General features: G+C 68.8%; 18 protein-coding genes and 1 tRNA gene. 5 read left to right on the top strand and 14 right to left on the bottom strand.

The window, feature by feature from the left end; genetic code table 11:
• Positions 1–15: 15 nt before the first annotated feature.
• The gene (locus AB7E03_RS07905) at positions 16–1110 is read right to left on the bottom strand and encodes a calcium:cation antiporter (protein ID WP_489940795.1); all 1095 of its coding nucleotides are present in this window, start codon (positions 1108–1110) and stop codon (positions 16–18) included.
• 70 nt (positions 1111–1180) lie between these two features.
• On the opposite strand from AB7E03_RS07905, the gene AB7E03_RS07900 reads away from it, so the two are divergent.
• Entirely contained in the window at positions 1181–1792 is a 612-nt protein-coding gene (locus AB7E03_RS07900) for a DUF4232 domain-containing protein (protein ID WP_489940793.1), read from the top strand.
• A 16-nt stretch (positions 1793–1808) separates the two neighbouring features.
• On the opposite strand, the gene AB7E03_RS07895 is transcribed toward AB7E03_RS07900, so the two are convergent.
• Positions 1809–2393: a transporter gene (locus AB7E03_RS07895; protein ID WP_489940791.1), complete on the bottom strand. Its 585-nt coding sequence runs from the start codon at positions 2391–2393 to the stop codon at positions 1809–1811.
• A gap of 84 nt (positions 2394–2477) precedes the next feature.
• Here AB7E03_RS07895 and AB7E03_RS07890 point away from each other — a divergent pair, with 84 nt between their 5' ends.
• The gene (locus AB7E03_RS07890; RefSeq protein ID WP_489940790.1) at positions 2478–3755 is read left to right on the top strand and encodes a chloride channel protein; all 1278 of its coding nucleotides are present in this window, start codon (positions 2478–2480) and stop codon (positions 3753–3755) included.
• An 85-nt stretch (positions 3756–3840) separates the two neighbouring features.
• On the opposite strand, the gene AB7E03_RS07885 is transcribed toward AB7E03_RS07890, so the two are convergent.
• The 3 genes from AB7E03_RS07885 to AB7E03_RS07875 form a co-directional block, all read right to left on the bottom strand.
• Positions 3841–4107, bottom strand: a complete 267-nt coding sequence (locus tag AB7E03_RS07885) for a Txe/YoeB family addiction module toxin (protein ID WP_489940788.1) — start codon at positions 4105–4107, stop codon at positions 3841–3843.
• Positions 4100–4348 (bottom strand): type II toxin-antitoxin system Phd/YefM family antitoxin, encoded by a 249-nt coding sequence (locus AB7E03_RS07880; RefSeq protein ID WP_489940786.1) that lies wholly within the window; start codon positions 4346–4348, stop codon positions 4100–4102. Before AB7E03_RS07880 ends, AB7E03_RS07885 begins: the two co-directional genes overlap by 8 nt.
• 96 nt (positions 4349–4444) lie before the next feature.
• Positions 4445–4517, bottom strand: a tRNA-Lys gene (locus AB7E03_RS07875).
• 56 nt (positions 4518–4573) lie between these two features.
• Here AB7E03_RS07875 and AB7E03_RS07870 point away from each other — a divergent pair.
• The 3 genes from AB7E03_RS07870 (at position 4574) to AB7E03_RS07860 (ending at position 6816) form a co-directional block, all read left to right on the top strand.
• Positions 4574–5203, top strand: coding sequence for a DNA-directed RNA polymerase subunit beta (locus AB7E03_RS07870; RefSeq protein WP_489940784.1), 630 nt, complete (start codon positions 4574–4576; stop codon positions 5201–5203).
• 261 nt (positions 5204–5464) lie between these two features.
• A complete protein-coding gene (gene sigK / locus AB7E03_RS07865; protein WP_441781467.1) occupies positions 5465–6025 on the top strand; it encodes an ECF RNA polymerase sigma factor SigK in 561 nt (186 codons plus the stop codon).
• A complete protein-coding gene (locus AB7E03_RS07860; RefSeq protein WP_489940781.1) occupies positions 6022–6816 on the top strand; it encodes an anti-sigma factor in 795 nt (264 codons plus the stop codon). Before sigK ends, AB7E03_RS07860 begins: the two co-directional genes overlap by 4 nt.
• A gap of 29 nt (positions 6817–6845) precedes the next feature.
• Here the strand turns inward: AB7E03_RS07860 and AB7E03_RS07855 are convergent, their stop codons facing one another.
• The 9 genes from AB7E03_RS07855 to AB7E03_RS07815 all read right to left on the bottom strand — a co-directional run bounded on the left by AB7E03_RS07855 (position 6846) and on the right by AB7E03_RS07815 (position 16852).
• Entirely contained in the window at positions 6846–7514 is a 669-nt protein-coding gene (locus tag AB7E03_RS07855; protein ID WP_489940779.1) for a GAP family protein, read from the bottom strand.
• A gap of 30 nt (positions 7515–7544) precedes the next feature.
• Positions 7545–8324, bottom strand: a complete 780-nt coding sequence (pstB, locus tag AB7E03_RS07850) for a phosphate ABC transporter ATP-binding protein PstB (protein WP_489940777.1) — start codon at positions 8322–8324, stop codon at positions 7545–7547.
• 51 nt (positions 8325–8375) lie between these two features.
• Entirely contained in the window at positions 8376–9470 is a 1095-nt protein-coding gene (gene pstA, locus AB7E03_RS07845) for a phosphate ABC transporter permease PstA (RefSeq protein WP_489940775.1), read from the bottom strand.
• Positions 9470–10417, bottom strand: coding sequence for a phosphate ABC transporter permease subunit PstC (pstC, locus tag AB7E03_RS07840; protein ID WP_441781473.1), 948 nt, complete (start codon positions 10415–10417; stop codon positions 9470–9472). Before pstC ends, pstA begins: the two co-directional genes overlap by 1 nt.
• Before the next feature lie 98 nt (positions 10418–10515).
• Complete coding sequence (pstS, locus tag AB7E03_RS07835; protein WP_489940773.1) at positions 10516–11610, bottom strand: phosphate ABC transporter substrate-binding protein PstS; 1095 nt, start codon at positions 11608–11610, stop codon at positions 10516–10518.
• Between the two features lie 153 nt (positions 11611–11763).
• On the bottom strand, positions 11764–12630 hold the full coding sequence (locus AB7E03_RS07830) for a L,D-transpeptidase (protein ID WP_489940771.1): 867 nt from the start codon (positions 12628–12630) through the stop codon (positions 11764–11766).
• 116 nt (positions 12631–12746) lie between these two features.
• Positions 12747–13580, bottom strand: a complete 834-nt coding sequence (locus tag AB7E03_RS07825; RefSeq protein ID WP_489940769.1) for a hypothetical protein — start codon at positions 13578–13580, stop codon at positions 12747–12749.
• A 123-nt stretch (positions 13581–13703) separates the two neighbouring features.
• A complete protein-coding gene (locus AB7E03_RS07820) occupies positions 13704–14645 on the bottom strand; it encodes an NUDIX hydrolase (protein WP_489940767.1) in 942 nt (313 codons plus the stop codon).
• A complete protein-coding gene (locus AB7E03_RS07815; protein ID WP_489940765.1) occupies positions 14642–16852 on the bottom strand; it encodes an RNA degradosome polyphosphate kinase in 2211 nt (736 codons plus the stop codon). Before AB7E03_RS07815 ends, AB7E03_RS07820 begins: the two co-directional genes overlap by 4 nt.
• Positions 16853–16885 lie beyond the last annotated feature (33 nt).

Below are 16885 nucleotides of genomic sequence, written 5' to 3'. Positions count from 1 at the left end.
ACCCGCCGGGCCGGCCTACGGCGCGATCGACAGGAAGATGAACGCGGCGAACAGCACCAGGTGGATGCCGCCCTGCAGCCGCACCGCCCGTCCCTGCACGATGGTGAGGATGCTGACGAGCACCGTCAGCACCAGGAGCACGATCTGGCTCGCGCCGAGCCCCAGGTGAAGCGCGGTCGGGAGCCAGATCGAGGCGACCGCGATCGCCGGGATCGTCAGGCCGATGCTCGCCATCGCCGAGCCCAGCGCCAGGTTGAGGCTCGTCTGGGTGCGGTTGCGGATCGCCGCCTTGGATGCCGCGATGCCCTCCGGCAGCAGTACCAGCAGAGCGATGACCACACCGACGAAGGACTGCGGGAGGCCGAGCCCAGTCACCGCCCGCTCGATCGGGGTCGACTCCAGCTTCGCCAGTCCGACGACCGCGACAAGGGAGACGAGGAGCAGGCCCAGGCTGATCCAGGCGGTCCGAGTCGTCGGCGCCTCCGCGTGCTCGTCCTCCGGCAGCGGCCGGCCTTTGCTCCCCACCGGGAGGAAGAAGTCGCGATGAGCGACCGTCTGGGTGAAGACGAACATCCCGTACAGGGCGAGGGAGGCGATGGCCGCGAACACCAATTGCGGCGCGGAGAAGACCGGCCCGGGCGTTGAGGTGAAGCTCGGCAGCACCATGGTCAGGGTCGCGAGCGCCGCCACGGTCGCGAGTGCTGCGCCGCTGCCCTGAGCGTTGAACTTCGTGGACTGATGCCGGGAGGCGGCCAGCAGGAGCGACAGCCCCACGATGCCGTTCATCGTGATCATCACGGCGGAGAAGACGGTATCCCGGGCAAGTTCGGGCGAATCCTTGCCCGTGGTCATGAGGGTGACGATCAGCGCCACCTCGATGACGGTCACCGCCACAGCCAGCACCAGGGAGCCGAACGGTTCGCCGACCCGGTGGGCGACGACCTCCGCGTGTTGCACGGCCGCGAGCACCGTGCCCGCCAGCACCACCGCGATGAAGCCGACGGCGACCGGGCTCAGTTCGACCGTCCAGAACGCGATGAGCACCACCACGCCGATCGCCGGCACCCCGATCGTCCACCATCGTGCGAGCCAGGATCCGATCGCCTTCATGCGTCCATCCTGCCAGCCTCGCTTCGGCGGGTCGCAGGATTTTGCGCGGCCCGGCCTGTTGGATGGACCCATGACCAGGAAGAGGACGCTCCGCGTCGCAGGCCCCGCCGTCGTCGCTCTCTCGCTCGCGCTTGCGATGGTGGGATGCGGCACGCCGAACACCGCGCCCACCACCGACAGCGCGTCGCCGTCGGCGTCGGGCTCCGCGTCATCGTCCCCGCGGCCGACATCCACGACGACCGCCGTGCCGATCGAAGGGCAGTGCGACACGGGCGACCTCACCGGGACCATCGGCAAGGGCGGCGGGGGAGCGGCCGGCAGCGTCGAAGTGACCATCGTGCTCACCAACAACGGTTCGAAGGAGTGCTCGCTGCAGGGCTGGCCGGGCGTGTCTTTCGTGGGCGATGGCAACGGCACGCAGCTGGGTTCCGCGGCCGAGTTCGACCGCAGCACGCCGCATCCCACGGTCGTGCTGCAGCCGGGCGGAACCGCCCAGGCGCCGCTGAAGATCACGCAGGCGCTGAACTATCCGGAGGCGGACTGCAAGCCGAAGCCGGCCGACGGCTTCCGCGTCTACCCACCGGGTTCGACCGAGTCGCTCTTCGTGAAGGATGCGGGTGTGACGGCCTGCACCTCGGAGTCGGTCTCACTGCTCACCGTGGGCGCGCTGGTCGCCGGCTGACCTGTCGCCGCCGCCTTCAGGAGCACACGCGCGCGATCGCGCCCTCCCAGGAGACCTGCACCTCGCCGTTGGCCCGCGCGACCTCCGCGGCGGTGTCCGTGCCGGCGGAGTCCGTCCCCGTCCCATTGACCACGCTCGTCAGGGCATCGAGCCGCCGGTCGACATCACCGAGGGCCCTGGCCACCGAGGGCGTGCCGAGGTCGCGGGTCGCCGCGTGGAACCCTGCCACCGCATCCTGGACGCCCTGCCCTGCTTCGATCGGATGCGCGCTCACCGCAGCCAGCTCTAGCTCCAGCTGGCGGTCGAGTGCGTGCCGGGCGCTGCGGATGGTCGCGCAGTCGCGTCCGCGTGCCGCCGAAGCCTCCGAGAAGAGCGGGAATTCGGTCTGCAGCGCGAGGGCCAGGATCACGACCGCCGCCAGGCAGCCGAGCGCGAGCGCCGTCAACACCGGCCACAGTCGGCGGATCGTCAGAAGAGTCATCACACGGACACTGACGCGCCCGCCCGGAAGTCGTGACGGCCGCTCATCGGATTCGGGGCGCTCCGGATCGGGCGCGAGCTCGGTCACGAGCTCGGAAACCTCGTCGCGGGCGATGGACACGTCGCCAGGCTAGCGGCGGCCGGTGAACGGTTCGTTGCGGGATACCAGACGGTTGCCACCCGGCGACGCCGTTACGCTGGGCTCGTGCCCTCCGCCCGCTTCGCGCCCGGCTCGGCGACGCCGCAGTGGGTCGTCCGCCTCGTCGTGGTGACCGCGCTCGTCGGTGCCGGCGCGGGCGTCGGCGGCGGCCTGGTGTACCTCGGGCTGCACGCCCTGCAGCACCTCGCGTTCGGCTACTCCGAGGGCGACTTCCTGGAGGGTCTGCTGAATGCGCCCCCGCTCAACCGCGTCGTCGCGCTCGCCGTCGCCGGTGTGCTCGGCGGTGTCGGCTGGTGGGCTCTGCGGCGCTGGGGGAGGCGCTCGCCGTCCCACGCGGTGGTCTCGGTGGAGCAGTCGGTGAACGGTCGGCGGATGCCCGCCGTGGTCACGCTGCTGAACGCCGCGCTGCAGGTCATCATCGTCGGCCTCGGCGCCTCGATCGGCCGGGAGGTCGCGCCGCGCGAGGTGGGCGCCCTCTGGGCCGGCTGGCTTTCGGAGCGGGCCGGTCTCTCGGCGCGCGAGCGTCGCATCCTCGTCGCCTGCGGGGCGGGTGCCGGACTCGCGGCGGTCTACAACGTCCCGTTCGGCGGCGCCGTCTTCGCCATCGAGATCCTGCTCGCCGAGATCAGCTTCGCGACCGTGCTGCCGGCGTTCGCGGCGTCCGCCGTCGCCGCCCTGGTGGCGCGGATCTGGGTGCCCGCGAACCCCCTGTACGCGCTGCCCCCGATGCACCTCACGGCGACCGTCGTGGTCTGGTCGGTTCTGGCCGGTCCGCTGATCGGGTTCGCCGCGGTCGGGTTCGTCCGCGCCGCACGGTTCGCGCAGGCCCACCGTCCCGCGTCGTGGGGCATCCTCCTCGCGATGCCGCTGACGTTCATCGCCGTGGGGATCGCGTCCCTCTGGCTGCCGGCCATCCTGGGGAACGGCCGTGCCCTCGGCCAGCTGGCGTTCGCCGCCTCCCTCCCGGTGCTGCTCATCCTGCTCACCACGCTCGTCAAGGCGGCGGCGACGCTCGGTACCATCGGCTCGGGCGCGGCCGGCGGAACCCTGACCCCCTCGCTCGCCATCGGCGCAGGCCTGGGACTTGCGGGGGGTGCCGCCTGGAACCTCCTCTGGCCGGGCGCCGAACTCCCGGCCTTCGCCCTGATCGGCGCGGCGGCCTTCCTCGCCGTCACCATGCGCGCGCCGATCACGGCGCTGCTCCTCACGATCGAGTTCACGAACCAGGGCCCGGACCTGCTCGTCCCCCTCATGCTGTGCGTCGCGGGCGCGGTCGCCGTCGGCTACCTCCTCGAGCGGACGCGCGTCACCGGCGTCGCGTGAGCGCGCCGCCCGCCGAATGGTGAGTGGATGCGGAAATGGGACGCGAGTCGCTACAACTAGTCACCGCTCGGCGGGTGCCCTCACATCAGTAGTGGTAACGAGCCTGCAGGATGATGACGTTGGCGTCGTCGACGAGGTATACGAGTCGATTCGCTTCGTCGATGCGCCGCGACCACGCTCCTGCTAGCGCGTGCTTCAGCGGTTCTGGCTTGCCGACACCGTCGAAAGGGTCGTCCCGCAGGATGTCTTCGATCAGGAGGTTGATCCGCTTGAGCGTTCGCCGATCCTGGCCCTGCCAGTAGACGTAGTCCTCCCAGCCGCCGGTGGTCCAGGCGAGCTTGCGATCACTCACTGGTGAGGTCGTGCTCGGTGGTGTCTCCGGCGCGGGCGCTTTCGATGGCGTCGATCAGGCGGCGTGCGTTCTTGGGGGAGCGCAGGAGGTACGTGGTCTCGAGCAGCGAGTCGTATTCGTCTTTCGACATCAGCACGGCTGAGCCGCGCTTGGACGTGATCTCCACCTCGGTCTGATCGAGATTGACTCGCTCGATGAGCCCAAAGAGGTCGCTGCGCGCTTCGCTTGCCGTGATGGCCATGATTCCTCCAAGTGGTACTGGATATCGTACCACTCACGTGACTCAAGAGATCGAGTGCGCTCGGCTTCGCGGCCAGCTCGCATGCGGAGAAGAGGGTGGGCCCGGTGGGGCTCGAACCCACGACCCGCGGATTAAAAGTCCGATGCTCTGCCAACTGAGCTACAGGCCCTCGCCTCCAATCTAGCGTGGATTCACCCGGTCGCGTCGCAGGGGCAGAATAGGGGGATGTCTGACCGCTTCCACAAGCCGGCGTTGTTCACGAGCGGGATGTTCGAGGCCTTCATGGGCGGCGAGGATCCCGCGCAGATCAGCCGGGTCGCGCACGAGACGGCGCGAGCGCTGCTCGCCCGGGTGCGCGAGAACCCGGACCCGGAGGTGGTGGACCGGCTGGTCGCGTTCACCGACGCCCACGGCATCGACGCGCTCGCCGAGTTGTGGTCGCGGTCGAACCCGCGCACGCTGCCGGGCGCGCTGTGGCGGATCTACCTGCTGCGACTGCTGATCCGGCAGGATGCGGAGGGCACCGCGTACCTCTACCAGCGGGGGACCGAGGTGCTCGGGTCGATCGACGCCGTCGTCGCTGGTGCGCCGAATCCGACGGGACCGACCGAGATCACCGAGCTTGCGGACCGCATCCTGCGTGGGCTGTTCGAGGGCGACTTCGCTGTGGCGCTGGACCGTGCTGCGGCGTTCTGCCGGGTCGCCGCGGCGGGTGCCGCATCCGTCGCCGACGACCGGGACGTGCTCGACCCGGAGCGTGCCAGCGAGCTGACGACGCGTGCCCTGCGCTTCACCCGCACGGCTGAGGAGTTGACGGCATGCGCCCGGCTGTGGCGCTCCGACTCACTCGACTAGGCGACGCGAGCGGTCAACCCCTCCGACGGGATCCGCGTTCTCGGGCCGCGAACGCCACGCCGGGCGACGCGCAGAACCGCTCCTGTACACTTGATGTCGCCGGGCCGCAGTAACCCCGGGCTCCAAAACTAGCCGCTTCGAGCGGCCTCGCGCCGAGAGGCGTTCTGCGGCCCGGCACTTTCTGTAGAGGCAGCCTTTCGCAGGCAGCCTGTCAGAGGCAGCGCTCACCCGCTGACGGACCGGACGAGGAGCGGAGACGACGTGGACGACGCCCCTGCGGCCGACCTCGACGCGCTCCTCATCCGCACGGCGTCCGGCGACCAGGACGCCTTTTCGCGCTTCTACGACCTGACCGCTTCGCGCGTCCTCGGGCTCATCCGCCGGCTCCTCATCGACAGTGCCCAGTCGGAGGAGGTCGCCCAGGAAGTGTTCCTGGAGGCGTGGCAATCCGCTGCGCGGTTCGATCCGAATAAAGGTCGAGCGCAGACGTGGATCCTGACGATGGCACACCGGCGCGCGGTGGACCGGATCCGCGCCTCTCAGGCGTCGCGCGACCGGGACACCGCGATCGGTATCCGGGACCTGCCGACCGCGTACGACCAGGTGGCCGAGACGGTCGAGGTGCGCGTCGAGCACGAGAGGGTGGAGGTGGCCATGGCGAAACTGAGTGAGCCGCAGCGACGGGCCGTCACCCTTGCCTACTACGGCGGGCTCAGCCAGTCCGAAGTGGCGGCCGAACTGGGCATCCCGCTCGGCACAGCCAAGACTCGGCTGCGCGATGCGATGATACGGCTGCGAGAGGAACTGGGGGTGACGACATGAGCTACGAGGACGAGCGCGACGACCACCGCGACGGTGCGCGCCTCGGCTACCGCCTCGGTGCGGACGACGACCAGGAGGCTGGCGCCTTCGAGGACGTCGCCGCCGAACTTGCCCTCGCCGCCGACCCCGTGGAGCCACGCCCGGAGCTGAAGGCGGCGCTGTTCGCCCGGCTGGCGGGCACGCCGCAACTGCCCGCTCAGGATGCCGTGCCAGGTCTTTCCACTGCCGCGCCGGCCGCCGAGCCCGCTCCGGCAAATGCGCCGGAACCCACTACACCTGCCGCGCCGACCGCACCCGCCGGCCCCGCCGAGCGCACCGCCCAGCGCCGCTGGTTCCAGCGCCCCGGACTCATCCTCGCCGCCGCGGCCGCCGCGGTCGTGCTGTTCATCGGCGGCGCCTTCGTCGGTTCCACCCTCTCCGGAAACAACTCCTACCAGGCGCAGCAGGCGTCCGCGCTCGCCGAGATCAACGCGGCGCCCGACGCTCAGCGCGCGACGGCGTCGATCGAGGGCGGAGGAACCGCCACCCTGGTCTGGTCGGGTGAGCTGGGGCGCTCAGCGCTCGTCGCGAACGACCTGCCGTCCCTGCCGAACGACAAGACCTACGAGCTCTGGTACATGCGCGACGGCAAGGCCATTCCGGCGGGCACCATGAACCCGGAGGGTTCCGGGTCGACCTGGCGTGTCCTCGCCGGCGACATGGCCGCGGGCGACACGGTCGGCGTCACGGTCGAACCGCGCGGCGGATCCGATCAGCCGACCACGCAGCCGGTCGTCACCATCGCCTCCTAGTCGTCCAGCCCGGGCCGGCGAGCGGCGCGCTAGAAGCTGCCGATGCCCTTGCCGATCAGGACGACGCCGATCACGAGCAGCAGCACCGCCATGACGGTCGCGTTGTTGTGGAGCAGCCAGCCGCGCAGGGATTCGAGCGGCCCGACCATCCGCGTGGATGCGACGAGGTAGGCGATCACCGGGCCGGCGACCGTGATGGACGCGATGATCGTATAGACGACGATCACGACGGCGGACTCCCCGACGGTGAGCCCGCCGGACCCGACGGCGACTCCCGCGGCGACCCCCATCAGCAGGTTCTTCGGGTTCAGCGCCGAGAGCAGGAACCCGAGCACGAGTCCACGTGCTGCGGTCATCGTATCGATGGCCGACATCCATTTCGGCATGGCCGGCTCGACGCCTGCAGCGGGCCGCCCGCGCCATTGCCGGAACGCGAGGAACAACAGTCCGAGGCCCAGCAGTATCTTGATGACGCCGGCGATCGGCTTCGAGCCGCCGCTGTCCTGCGGGATGATCGACGACAGCAGCGTGAACACGACGACCGCGACCACGATGCCCAGCACCCAGCCGATCAGGAAGCCGACGCTCGTGCCGCGCGCTTTCGGCGACAGCAGCATGAGGATCGCAGCGATGATCGGGATGGGGCTGATCGCGATCCCGATGGCGAGGGGCAGGATGTCACCGATGGCTGGGCCCATGCTCGGCAGCCTACATGCGGGGGTGGCCGATCAACCGAAGCGGCCGGAGACGTAGTCCTCGGTGGCCTGAACGGTCGGGTTGGAGAAGATCTGGTTCGTGTCGTTGTACTCGATCAGCTTGCCCGGCTTGCCGGTGCCCGCGATGTTGAAGAACGCGGTGCGGTCGGAGACGCGCGACGCCTGCTGCATGTTGTGGGTGACGATGACGATCGTGTAGTCGTTCTTGAGCTCCTCGATCAGGTCCTCGATCGCGAGGGTCGAGATCGGGTCGAGGGCGGAGCACGGCTCGTCCATCAGCAGCACGTCGGGGGAGACCGCGATGGCGCGGGCGATGCACAGACGCTGCTGCTGGCCACCCGAGAGCCCGGAGCCGGGGAGGGCAAGGCGGTCCTTGACCTCGTTCCACAGGTTCGCGCCCTGCAGCGACTTCTCGACGAGGTCGTCCGCATCGCTCTTCGACATCCGGCGGTTGTTGAGCTTGACGCCGGCGAGCACGTTGTCGCGGATGCTCATCGTCGGGAACGGGTTCGGGCGCTGGAACACCATCCCCACCTGGCGGCGCACCAGCACCGGGTCGACACCCGTGCCGTAGAGGTTGTTGCCGTCGATCAGCACCTCGCCCTCGACGTACGCGCCCGGGATGACCTCGTGCATACGGTTCAGGGTGCGGAGGAACGTCGACTTGCCGCATCCCGACGGGCCGATGAAGGCGGTGACGGTGCGGGGCTCGATGGTGAGCGACACGCCCTCGACGGCGCGGAAGCTGCCGTAGTACACGTTGAGGTCGTTGACTTCGATGCGCTTGGACACGTTATTCCTTGACTTCTCGGGTAGCGGAGATTGTTCGGGTGGCGGACGCGGTCAGCGGCCGTACTTGGGGGCGAAGACCTTGGCGATGATGCGCCCGGCCAGGTTGAGCAGCATCACGATGATGATCAGGGCGAGGGCGCCCGTCCACGCGCGGTCGATGGAGGCCTGCGCGTGCAGCCCGGCCGCCTGCGTGTACTGGGTGTACACGAACACCGGGAGGGTCATCATCCGGTCGTTGAAGGGGTCGTAGTTCATGCTGGTCGTGAAACCGGCGACGATCAGCAGCGGCGCAGTCTCGCCGATCACGCGGGCGATGGCGAGCATCACGCCGGTGACGAGACCCGCGATGGAGGTCGGCAGCACGACCTTCAGGACCGTCAGCCACTTCGGGACGCCGAGGGCGAGCGACGCCTCGCGCAGCTCGTTCGGGACGATCCGCAGGATCTCCTCGCTCGAGCGGACCACGACCGGGATCATCAGCACGGAGAGTGCGATGGCGCCCATGAAGCCGTTGCGGACCGCCGGACCGAAGATCAGGGCGAACAGCGCGTAGGCGAACAGGCCGGCGACGATCGACGGGATGCCGGTCATGACGTCGACGAAGAAGGTGATGCCGCGGGCCAGCATCCCGCGCCCGTACTCCACCAGGTAGATGGAGGTCAGCAGTCCGATCGGTACCGAGATGACGGCCGTCAGGAGCGTGATGACGAGCGTCCCGGTGATGGCGTGCAGCGCACCGCCGCCCGCGCCGATCACGTTGCGCATCGACTCCGAGAAGAAGGCGACGTCGAAGCGGGCGAGGCCCTGCGCGATGACCGTCCAGCCGAGGGAGATCAGCGGGAGCAGCGCGATGATGAAGGCGGTGGCGACGAGCGAGGTGACCAGCCGGTCCGCCGCCTTGCGGGAACCCTCGATCAACAGAGAGGTGGCGTAGATCGCGACGTCGAAGAACACGGTTCCGAAGAACACGGCACCGACGATGTTGAAGTCCTTGGTGGCCCCGCTTGCCGCCAGCATGGCGAAGACGGCGCCGAAGATGATCCAGGATGCGACGAGCATCGTCCACGGAGCCCAGCCGGGCAGCTTTCCGGCGGTGTAGGAGTTGGCGAGGGGACGCGGCGGGGCGCCGGCGGTCGTGGTGGCCATCAGTTCGCTCCAGAGAAGGCCTTGCGGCGGCTGACGATGTAGCGGGCGAGCATGTTGATGAGCAGGGTCACCACGAACAGGACGAGTCCCGAGGCGATGAGCGCGTTGACGCTGATGCCGGTCGCCTCGGGGAACTGGAGGGCGATGTTCGCGGCGATCGTGTTCGGGCTCTGCGCCTGCAGCACCGCGAACTTCACGATGAGTGCCGGGGAGAGGACCATAGCGATGGCGAGAGTCTCGCCGAGGGCACGGCCGAGACCCAGCATGATCGCGGAGATGATGCCGCTGCGCGCGAAGGGCAGCACGGCCATCTTGACCATTTCCCAGCGGGTCGCCCCGAGGGCGAGTGCGGCCTCCTCGTGGAGACGCGGCGTCTGCAGGAAGATCTCACGGCAGATGGCGGTCATGATCGGGATCACCATCACCGCGAGCACGAGACCCGCCGTGAGGATGGTGCGCCCCGTGCCGGAGACCGGGGGTGCGAACAGCGGGATCCAGCCCAGATTCTCACCGAGCCAGACGTAGAACGGCTGGACGAAGGAAGCCAGAGTCGCGATGCCCCAGAGGCCGAAGACGACGGAAGGGACGGCCGCGAGCAGGTCGATGATGTAGCCGAGCGCGGCGGCGACCCGGCGGGGCGCGTAGTGCGAGATGAACAGGGCGATGCCGATGGAGAGCGGTGTCGCGATCAGGAGGGCGATCAGCGCTGCCCAGATGGTGCCGAAGACCAGCGGCCACACCCAGGACCAGAAGTTGGTGGCGTTGTTGGGGAGCTCGCCCGCGTGGGCGAACAGGGCCGGGATGCTCTGGACGACCAGGAACAGCGCCACGGCGGCCAGGGTGGCGAGGATCAGGGATCCTGCGACGATCGTGCTGCTGGAGAAGACCCGGTCGCCGAGGCGGATCTTCGCCTTCGGCCTGATGGCTCCTGCGGTTCCGGCGGTCATTTAGTGCTTTCTCTCATCGGGTGCGCCTGGGGGAGGCTGAGGACGGAAGCGCCGCTCGGCCCGGGCAGCGAGTGCAGCCCAGGCCGAGCGGTCCGGTGTTACTTGATGCTGGCGGTGGCCTTCGAGACCTTGTCCGCCAGGTCGCTCGACAGCGGGGCCGAGCCGGCCTGCTCCGCGGCGGCCTTCTGGGCGTCGCTGGAGATGATGTAGTCGACGTAGCCCTTCACGAGGTCCGCCTTCGCGGCGTCCTTGTACTCCTGGCACGCGATCACGTAGGAGACCAGGACGAGCGGCCAGGCGCCCTTCGAGGTGTCCTTGCGATCGATCTTGATGGCCAGGTCGTTGGCCTCACGGCCGTCCGCGATCGGGGAGGCGGCGACCACGGCGGCAGCACCGTCGGCGCTGATCTTCTCGTAGTTGTCGCCAACCTTGAGCTGGGCGATGCTGAGGCCCGCCGAGCCCGACTCGTCGATGTACGTGATCGCGTTCTTCGCGTTCTTGGTGGCGTCCGCGACACCCGAGGTGCCCTTAGCTGCGTCACCGACCTGGAACGGGAAGGTCTGCGAGGCCGGAGCCGTCCAGACGTCGGGCGCGTTCGCTGCGAGGTACTCGGTGAAGTTCTGCGTGGTGCCCGAGTCGTCGGAGCGGTGCACGACCGTGATCGGAGCGGACGGGAGCGTCGCGCCCGAGTTCTGGCCCTTGATCTTCGCGTCATCCCAGGTGGTGATCTTGCCCGAGAAGATGCCCGCGATGGTCGCGGCGTCGAGCTTGAGGTCCTTCACGCCGTCCACGTTGTACGCGATCGCGATCGGGGAGATGTAGACGGGGAGGTCGATGCCCTTGCTGCCTGCGGCGCAGCCGGCGAACGTGGAGGCAAGCTCCTCGTCCTTCAGCGCAGCGTCGGAGCCGGCGAAGTCGGCCGCGCCCGCGATGAAGCTCTTGCGTCCGGCGCCGGAGCCCTGCGGGTCGTAGTTGATGGTGGCCTTGGGGTTCGCCTCCTGGAAGCCGGCCGCCCACACGGTCTGCGCCGCGCCCTGAGCGGACGAGCCGATGCCGTTCAGCGTTCCGGTCAGGTTCGAGGCCTTGGCCGTCGTGGTCGACGGCGTGCTGCCCTCGTTCGCCGCACACGCGGTGAGGGAGATGGCGGCTGCGGCGAGGAGTGCCACGGGAGCGCCGATGCGCTTGAGTTTCACAGTTGTCCCTTCGGGGATCAGTAACAACAGGACGGGGTCGGTGCGACCCGCGTGAGACGCTATTCCCGGTGTCTGTCCAGAGTCCCCCGCAGCGGTAAACGGAAGGTTAACGCCGGGTGTTCTCTTGGTCCTGCGGTCCTGTGAATCCGCGGATCACCCCGTGATCTGCACCGCCGTTCCGAGCGGGAGGGCGTCCACCGCGGCGATGGCTTCGGCGGAAAGCCGGACGCAACCGTGAGACACGGCGCCGGTCGCCGTCGTCTGGAAGTGGATCCCGATCAGGCCGCCGTCGGAACCGCCGTAGGGCTCATCCGCCGCCGTCGCGTGCAGCGAGGTGAGCTGGATGCGGTGCTCGCCCTGGCCCTGCGCCGGGTCGAGGTAGCGCGCCTGGAGGTAGCCCGTCCCGGTCGGAGTGGGCGTCGTGCTCGTGCCGACGCCGACGGGAAAGCTCTGAACGGCCTTGCCCTCGCCGTTGAGGATGCTGAGGGTCTGCTTCGACGTCGAGATCACGACCTTCCGTGTGACGGGGATCGGAGTGAGCAGGTATCGGGTCGGCATCCACGCGGCGCTCTGTGCGGGCGCCGGCTCACTGGAGGTGGCATTCGACGGCAGTTCCTTGCGCGCCGGGGTGAGCACGAGGGACCACTGGCCCTTCTGGGCGACTCGGACGACGACGGTGTCCTCTCCGAGGAAGTTCTTGGCGTCGAGACGCGCGACCGGCGTCCGGAAGTCGGCGCCGTAGAGTACGGCGTCGAAGGCCAGACTGTACGCCGCAGTGACCTTCGCGGTCGTCGTTGCCGGCAGCAGTGCGGGGATCACGGCGTTGTAGGTCGCCCCGGGCAGCTCCTTGATCTGCGAGGGCGAGAGCCCTACGGGGAGGGCGGGGCCGGCTTGGGGCGTCGCTGTCGTGGTGCGCGTCGCCGTGGGCGTGACAGTGGGGCTGCAGGCGCTCACACCGAGAACGACAGCGAGTGCGGCGGTGCAGCCGGCGACGGCGGCGAGGATGCGGGGGCGAGTCATGTGAGTCTCCGGACGGTCTGCGGTCGGTCGGTCGACGAGACGAATGGTCGGCGAGGGGCTAACAGCGGCGGCGGTGCGAACGTTCTCCGTCCGCACCGCCGCCGGTCTGTGGTGGGTCAGCCAGCGACGACCGGGAGGGTGGTGGCCGGGGTACCGGCCGTGGTCGTGGCGGCACCGCCCGCGGTGTTGCCGATGCCAGGGCCAGCGCCGGTGCCCGGGTCGGTGGCGCCGTCGGTGACCTCGATGGTGGCCGACTGGCTCACGGTGGCACCGGCGACGGTGACCGTGATGGTGCCGTTGACGGCGACACCGGTCTCAAGGAAGAAGCCGAAGTCGACGGCGCCCATCGCGTCAGCGATCTCGTCGGTCAGCGTGAACGTCTGACCGGCGTAGTCGACGGTGATCGTGACGGTCTCGCCGGGGGTGTAGCCCGCCGCGTGAACGCCGATTCCCACGTTCGGGTCGGAGAAATCAGCAGCCGTGATGGTCGTCACGCTCGGCGTGATGTTCTTGGGCTCGAGTGTCGGCGGCGGCGACACGACGTCGTTGATGGTCAGGTCGATCGCGTTGGACACGCCGTCCAGATCGCTGTTGGCCTGCACCGACAGGGTCTCGCCGGCTGCCGGGAGCGTCAGAGCGACGGTCGGAAGGAAGCTGGCGGCGAGGTCGCCGGTGACGGCGTCCACGTCGGCCGAGACGTCCACGGACTCGAGCGGGGTCGCCGGCGACAGGCTGCTGACGAGTTCGAGGCTGACCGTGGCGCCGGGCGTGAATCCGGTTCCCGTGATGTCGAGACCGGTGCCCCAGTCACCGACCGTGAACGTCGTGCTGCTGGCGGTCGAGATGGCGGTGGTGGCGGCGTTCGCCGGCGTTGCGACGAAGAAGCCCCCGGCGACGACGGCCGCCGCTGCAGCGATGGACCCGAAACGGATGCGCGTTGAGCTGGTCATTCAATTCCTCTGGTGACGATGAAACGTGCCGAGTGACACCAGAAGACCGTATCAGGCCTGAAATGTTTGCATATTTATGCGGAATAATTGCGGTCACTTTGCAGGCGAGGACCGCCGGATGCTCTAGCGCTCGTCGGCCGGAGCGTACGTCTCTATCGACACGATGCCCGAGGCGGGATTCGTGGCCGAGAGATGCACCACCGAGAAGCCGCCGGTGTCGAGGTCGGCCGCGTCGTTCAGGTACGCGCCCGGCATGGTTCCGGTGGCGAGCGCGATCTCGCGCATGATCTCGGGGAGCACAGGCCCATGGCTGCACAGCACCGCCGTCTTCCGCGATCGGATGCGCTTGCCGACGACGCTCCGCACCTCCCCCTGGCCTTCTTCGTAGGCCTCCTGGCTGATGCCGTGCTCGCGGTGCGGTTTGATGCCTGTCGCCGCCGCGAGCGGGGCGACGGTGGTGACGCAGCGGACGGCGTCGCTCGTCACGATCCGCTTCGGACGCCACGCCTGCAGGGTGTCGACATCGGCGGCAGCCTGCTTCACGCCGCGCTCGGTGAGGGGCCGGGCGGCGTCGGAGCCGTCCCACCGGTCACGCGGGGCGGCCTTCCCGTGCCGGAGCGCGATGAGGGCGAACGTCGAGGTGATCCCCTGGTGCACGAGACCGTCGAAGGCATCGAGGATCTCGACGTCGCGCTCGTAGGTCAGGTAGCCGCGCGCCTTCTTGATCGTCACCCACTCGATGGCGGCGATCTCGCTGTTGGGGACGAAGGTCGACCGCTCGATGGCCTTGTCGGACACTTCGGCGGCCCAGAAGTGGACGATCTTGTCGCGGCCGCTCCCGAGCGCATACGTCGAGACGCCGAGAGGGACGCCCAGACCGATCCTGAGCCCCGTCTCTTCGAGGATCTCGCGTACGGCCGTCTGCGGCAGCGTCTCGCCGGGGTCGACCTTGCCCTTGGGGATGGTGACGTCGCCGTACTTGGTCCGGTGCACCACGAGCACGACGATGCGGTCCTCCACGACCCGCCAGCAGAGGGCGCCCGCGGCGTAGATGGCCGGGCTCACCGCCTCGTTCCCGTACGGGTGCTGCGCGGACGGTGGCTGTACTGCTGGATGAGCTTGCTCTGCAGGTCGGCAAGGGGCTTGCCGTCCTTGTCGAGGTGATGCCTCGTCCAGACGCCATCCGCATCGAGCCGCCAGGTGGCGGTCCGCTCGTCGAACGCGAGGGCGAAGAGGTCCTCCAACTCACGCAGGTGGTCGGGGTCGGTCAGCCGCACGAGGGCTTCGACGCGGCGGTCGAGGTTGCGGTGCATCATGTCGGCGCTGCCGATGTAGACCTGCGGCTCACCGCCGTTGACGAACGCGAAGACGCGGGAGTGCTCCAGGTAGCGGCCGAGCACGGAGCGCACTCTGATGTTCTCGGAGAGCCCCTCGCGCCCCGGGACGACGCCGCAGATTCCGCGGACCCAGAGGTCGACGGGCACGCCGGCGTTGCTGGCGCGGTAGAGCGCGTCGATGATGGCCTCGTCGACGATGGAGTTCAGCTTGATCTTGATGCCGGAGGGGCGCCCCGCCTCGGCGTTGGCCCGCTCGGTCTCGATGCGCTTCAGGAGTCCCTTGCGCAGGTGCAGGGGAGCCACGAGCAGCCGCTTGAACTTCTTCTCGATGGCGTAGCCGGAGAGCTCGTTGAAGAGGCGGGTCAGGTCTTTGCCGACCTGGTCGTCGTCGGTGAAGAGTCCGAGGTCTTCGTAGATGCGGGACGTCTTCGGGTTGTAGTTGCCCGTTCCGATGTGGCTGTAGCTCCTCAGGACGCCCTTCTCCTCGCGTATGACGAGGGCGAGCTTGCAGTGGGTCTTCAGCCCGACCAGCCCGTACACGACGTGGACGCCGGCCTTCTCGAGCTTGCGGGCCCAGGAGATGTTGTTCTGCTCGTCGAAACGGGCCTTGATCTCGACCAGGGCAAGCACCTGCTTGCCCGACTCGGCGGCGTCGATCAGGGCTTCGACGATCGGGCTGTCGCCCGAGGTGCGGTACAGGGTCTGCTTGATGGCGAGGACATGCGGGTCGGCGGCGGCCTGCTCGAGGAACGCTTGCACGCTGGTCGCGAACGACTCGTACGGGTGGTGGACCAGGACATCCTGCCGCGAGATCGCCGCGAAGATGTCGGGCTTGGCGTTCGGTTCGCTCGGCATGAGCTGCGCCGGCGTGGTCGGCACGTGATTCGGGTAGTGGAGGTCGGGCCGGTCGATCTTGGCCAGGTCGAAGAGGCCGCCGAGGTCGAGGGGCGCGGGGAGGCGGTAGACCTCCTGCTCGGTCACATCCAGCTCGCGCACCAGCAGACCGAGGGTCACGGGATCCATGTCGTCGGTCACTTCGAGCCGGATGGGCGGCCCGAAGCGGCGGCGCAGCAGTTCGCGCTCGAGCGCCTGGATGAGGTTCTCGGTCTCGTCCTCGTCGATCTCGACGTCTTCGTTGCGGGTGACGCGGAAGACGTGATGGTCGAGGATCTCCATGCCGGGGAAGAGGTCGCCCAAGTGGTTGGCGATGAGCTCCTCGAGCGTGATGAAACGCACCTGGCCGACGGTCTCGCGCTGGTCGATGCGGACGAAACGCGGCAGCATCTGCGGCACCTTGAGCCGGGCGAACTGCTCCTTGCCTGTGCGCGAGTTGCGCACACGCACCGAGAGGTTGAGCGAGAGGCCGGAAATGTACGGGAAGGGATGCGCCGGGTCGACGGCGAGCGGCATCAGTACCGGGAAGATCTGCTGCGAGAAGATCTCGCGGAGCTGGAGCTTGTCGGCGTCGTCGAGGCCGTCGTAGGTGACCACGGAGATGCCCGCTTCGAGAAGCGCCGGGAGCACGAGGTCGTGGTAGGCGCGGGCGTGACGCAACTGGAGCTCGTGCACCTTCTCGGAGATGTCGGCGAGCACCTCCTGCGGAGCGCGGCCGACGTTGGTCGGAACGGCGAGGCCGGTGGCGATGCGCCGCTTGAGTCCGGCGACCCGGACCATGAAGAACTCGTCGAGGTTGCTGGCGAAGATCGCGAGGAAGTTGGCTCGCTCGAGGACCGGCAGCAGCGGATCCTCGGCGAGTTCGAGCACCCGCTGGTTGAACGCCAGCCAGCTCAGCTCGCGGTCGAGGTACCGGTTGTCCGGAAGCGTGGGGTCGGGCTCGTAGATGAAGGGAGCAAAGTCGTCGTCGAAATCGCTGCCCAGGCTCCCGCCCAGCCCCGTGTCGAGAAGGCCGTTCTCCAGAGTCGTACGCTCGTCCATCCACCCATCATGTCACCGCCGACACCTGGCAGG

It is taken from the genome of Leifsonia sp. RCC_180, assembly GCF_058138205.1.
The sequence above is the reverse complement of the archived record's forward strand: the minus strand, read 5'-3'. Positions and strand labels throughout refer to the sequence as shown.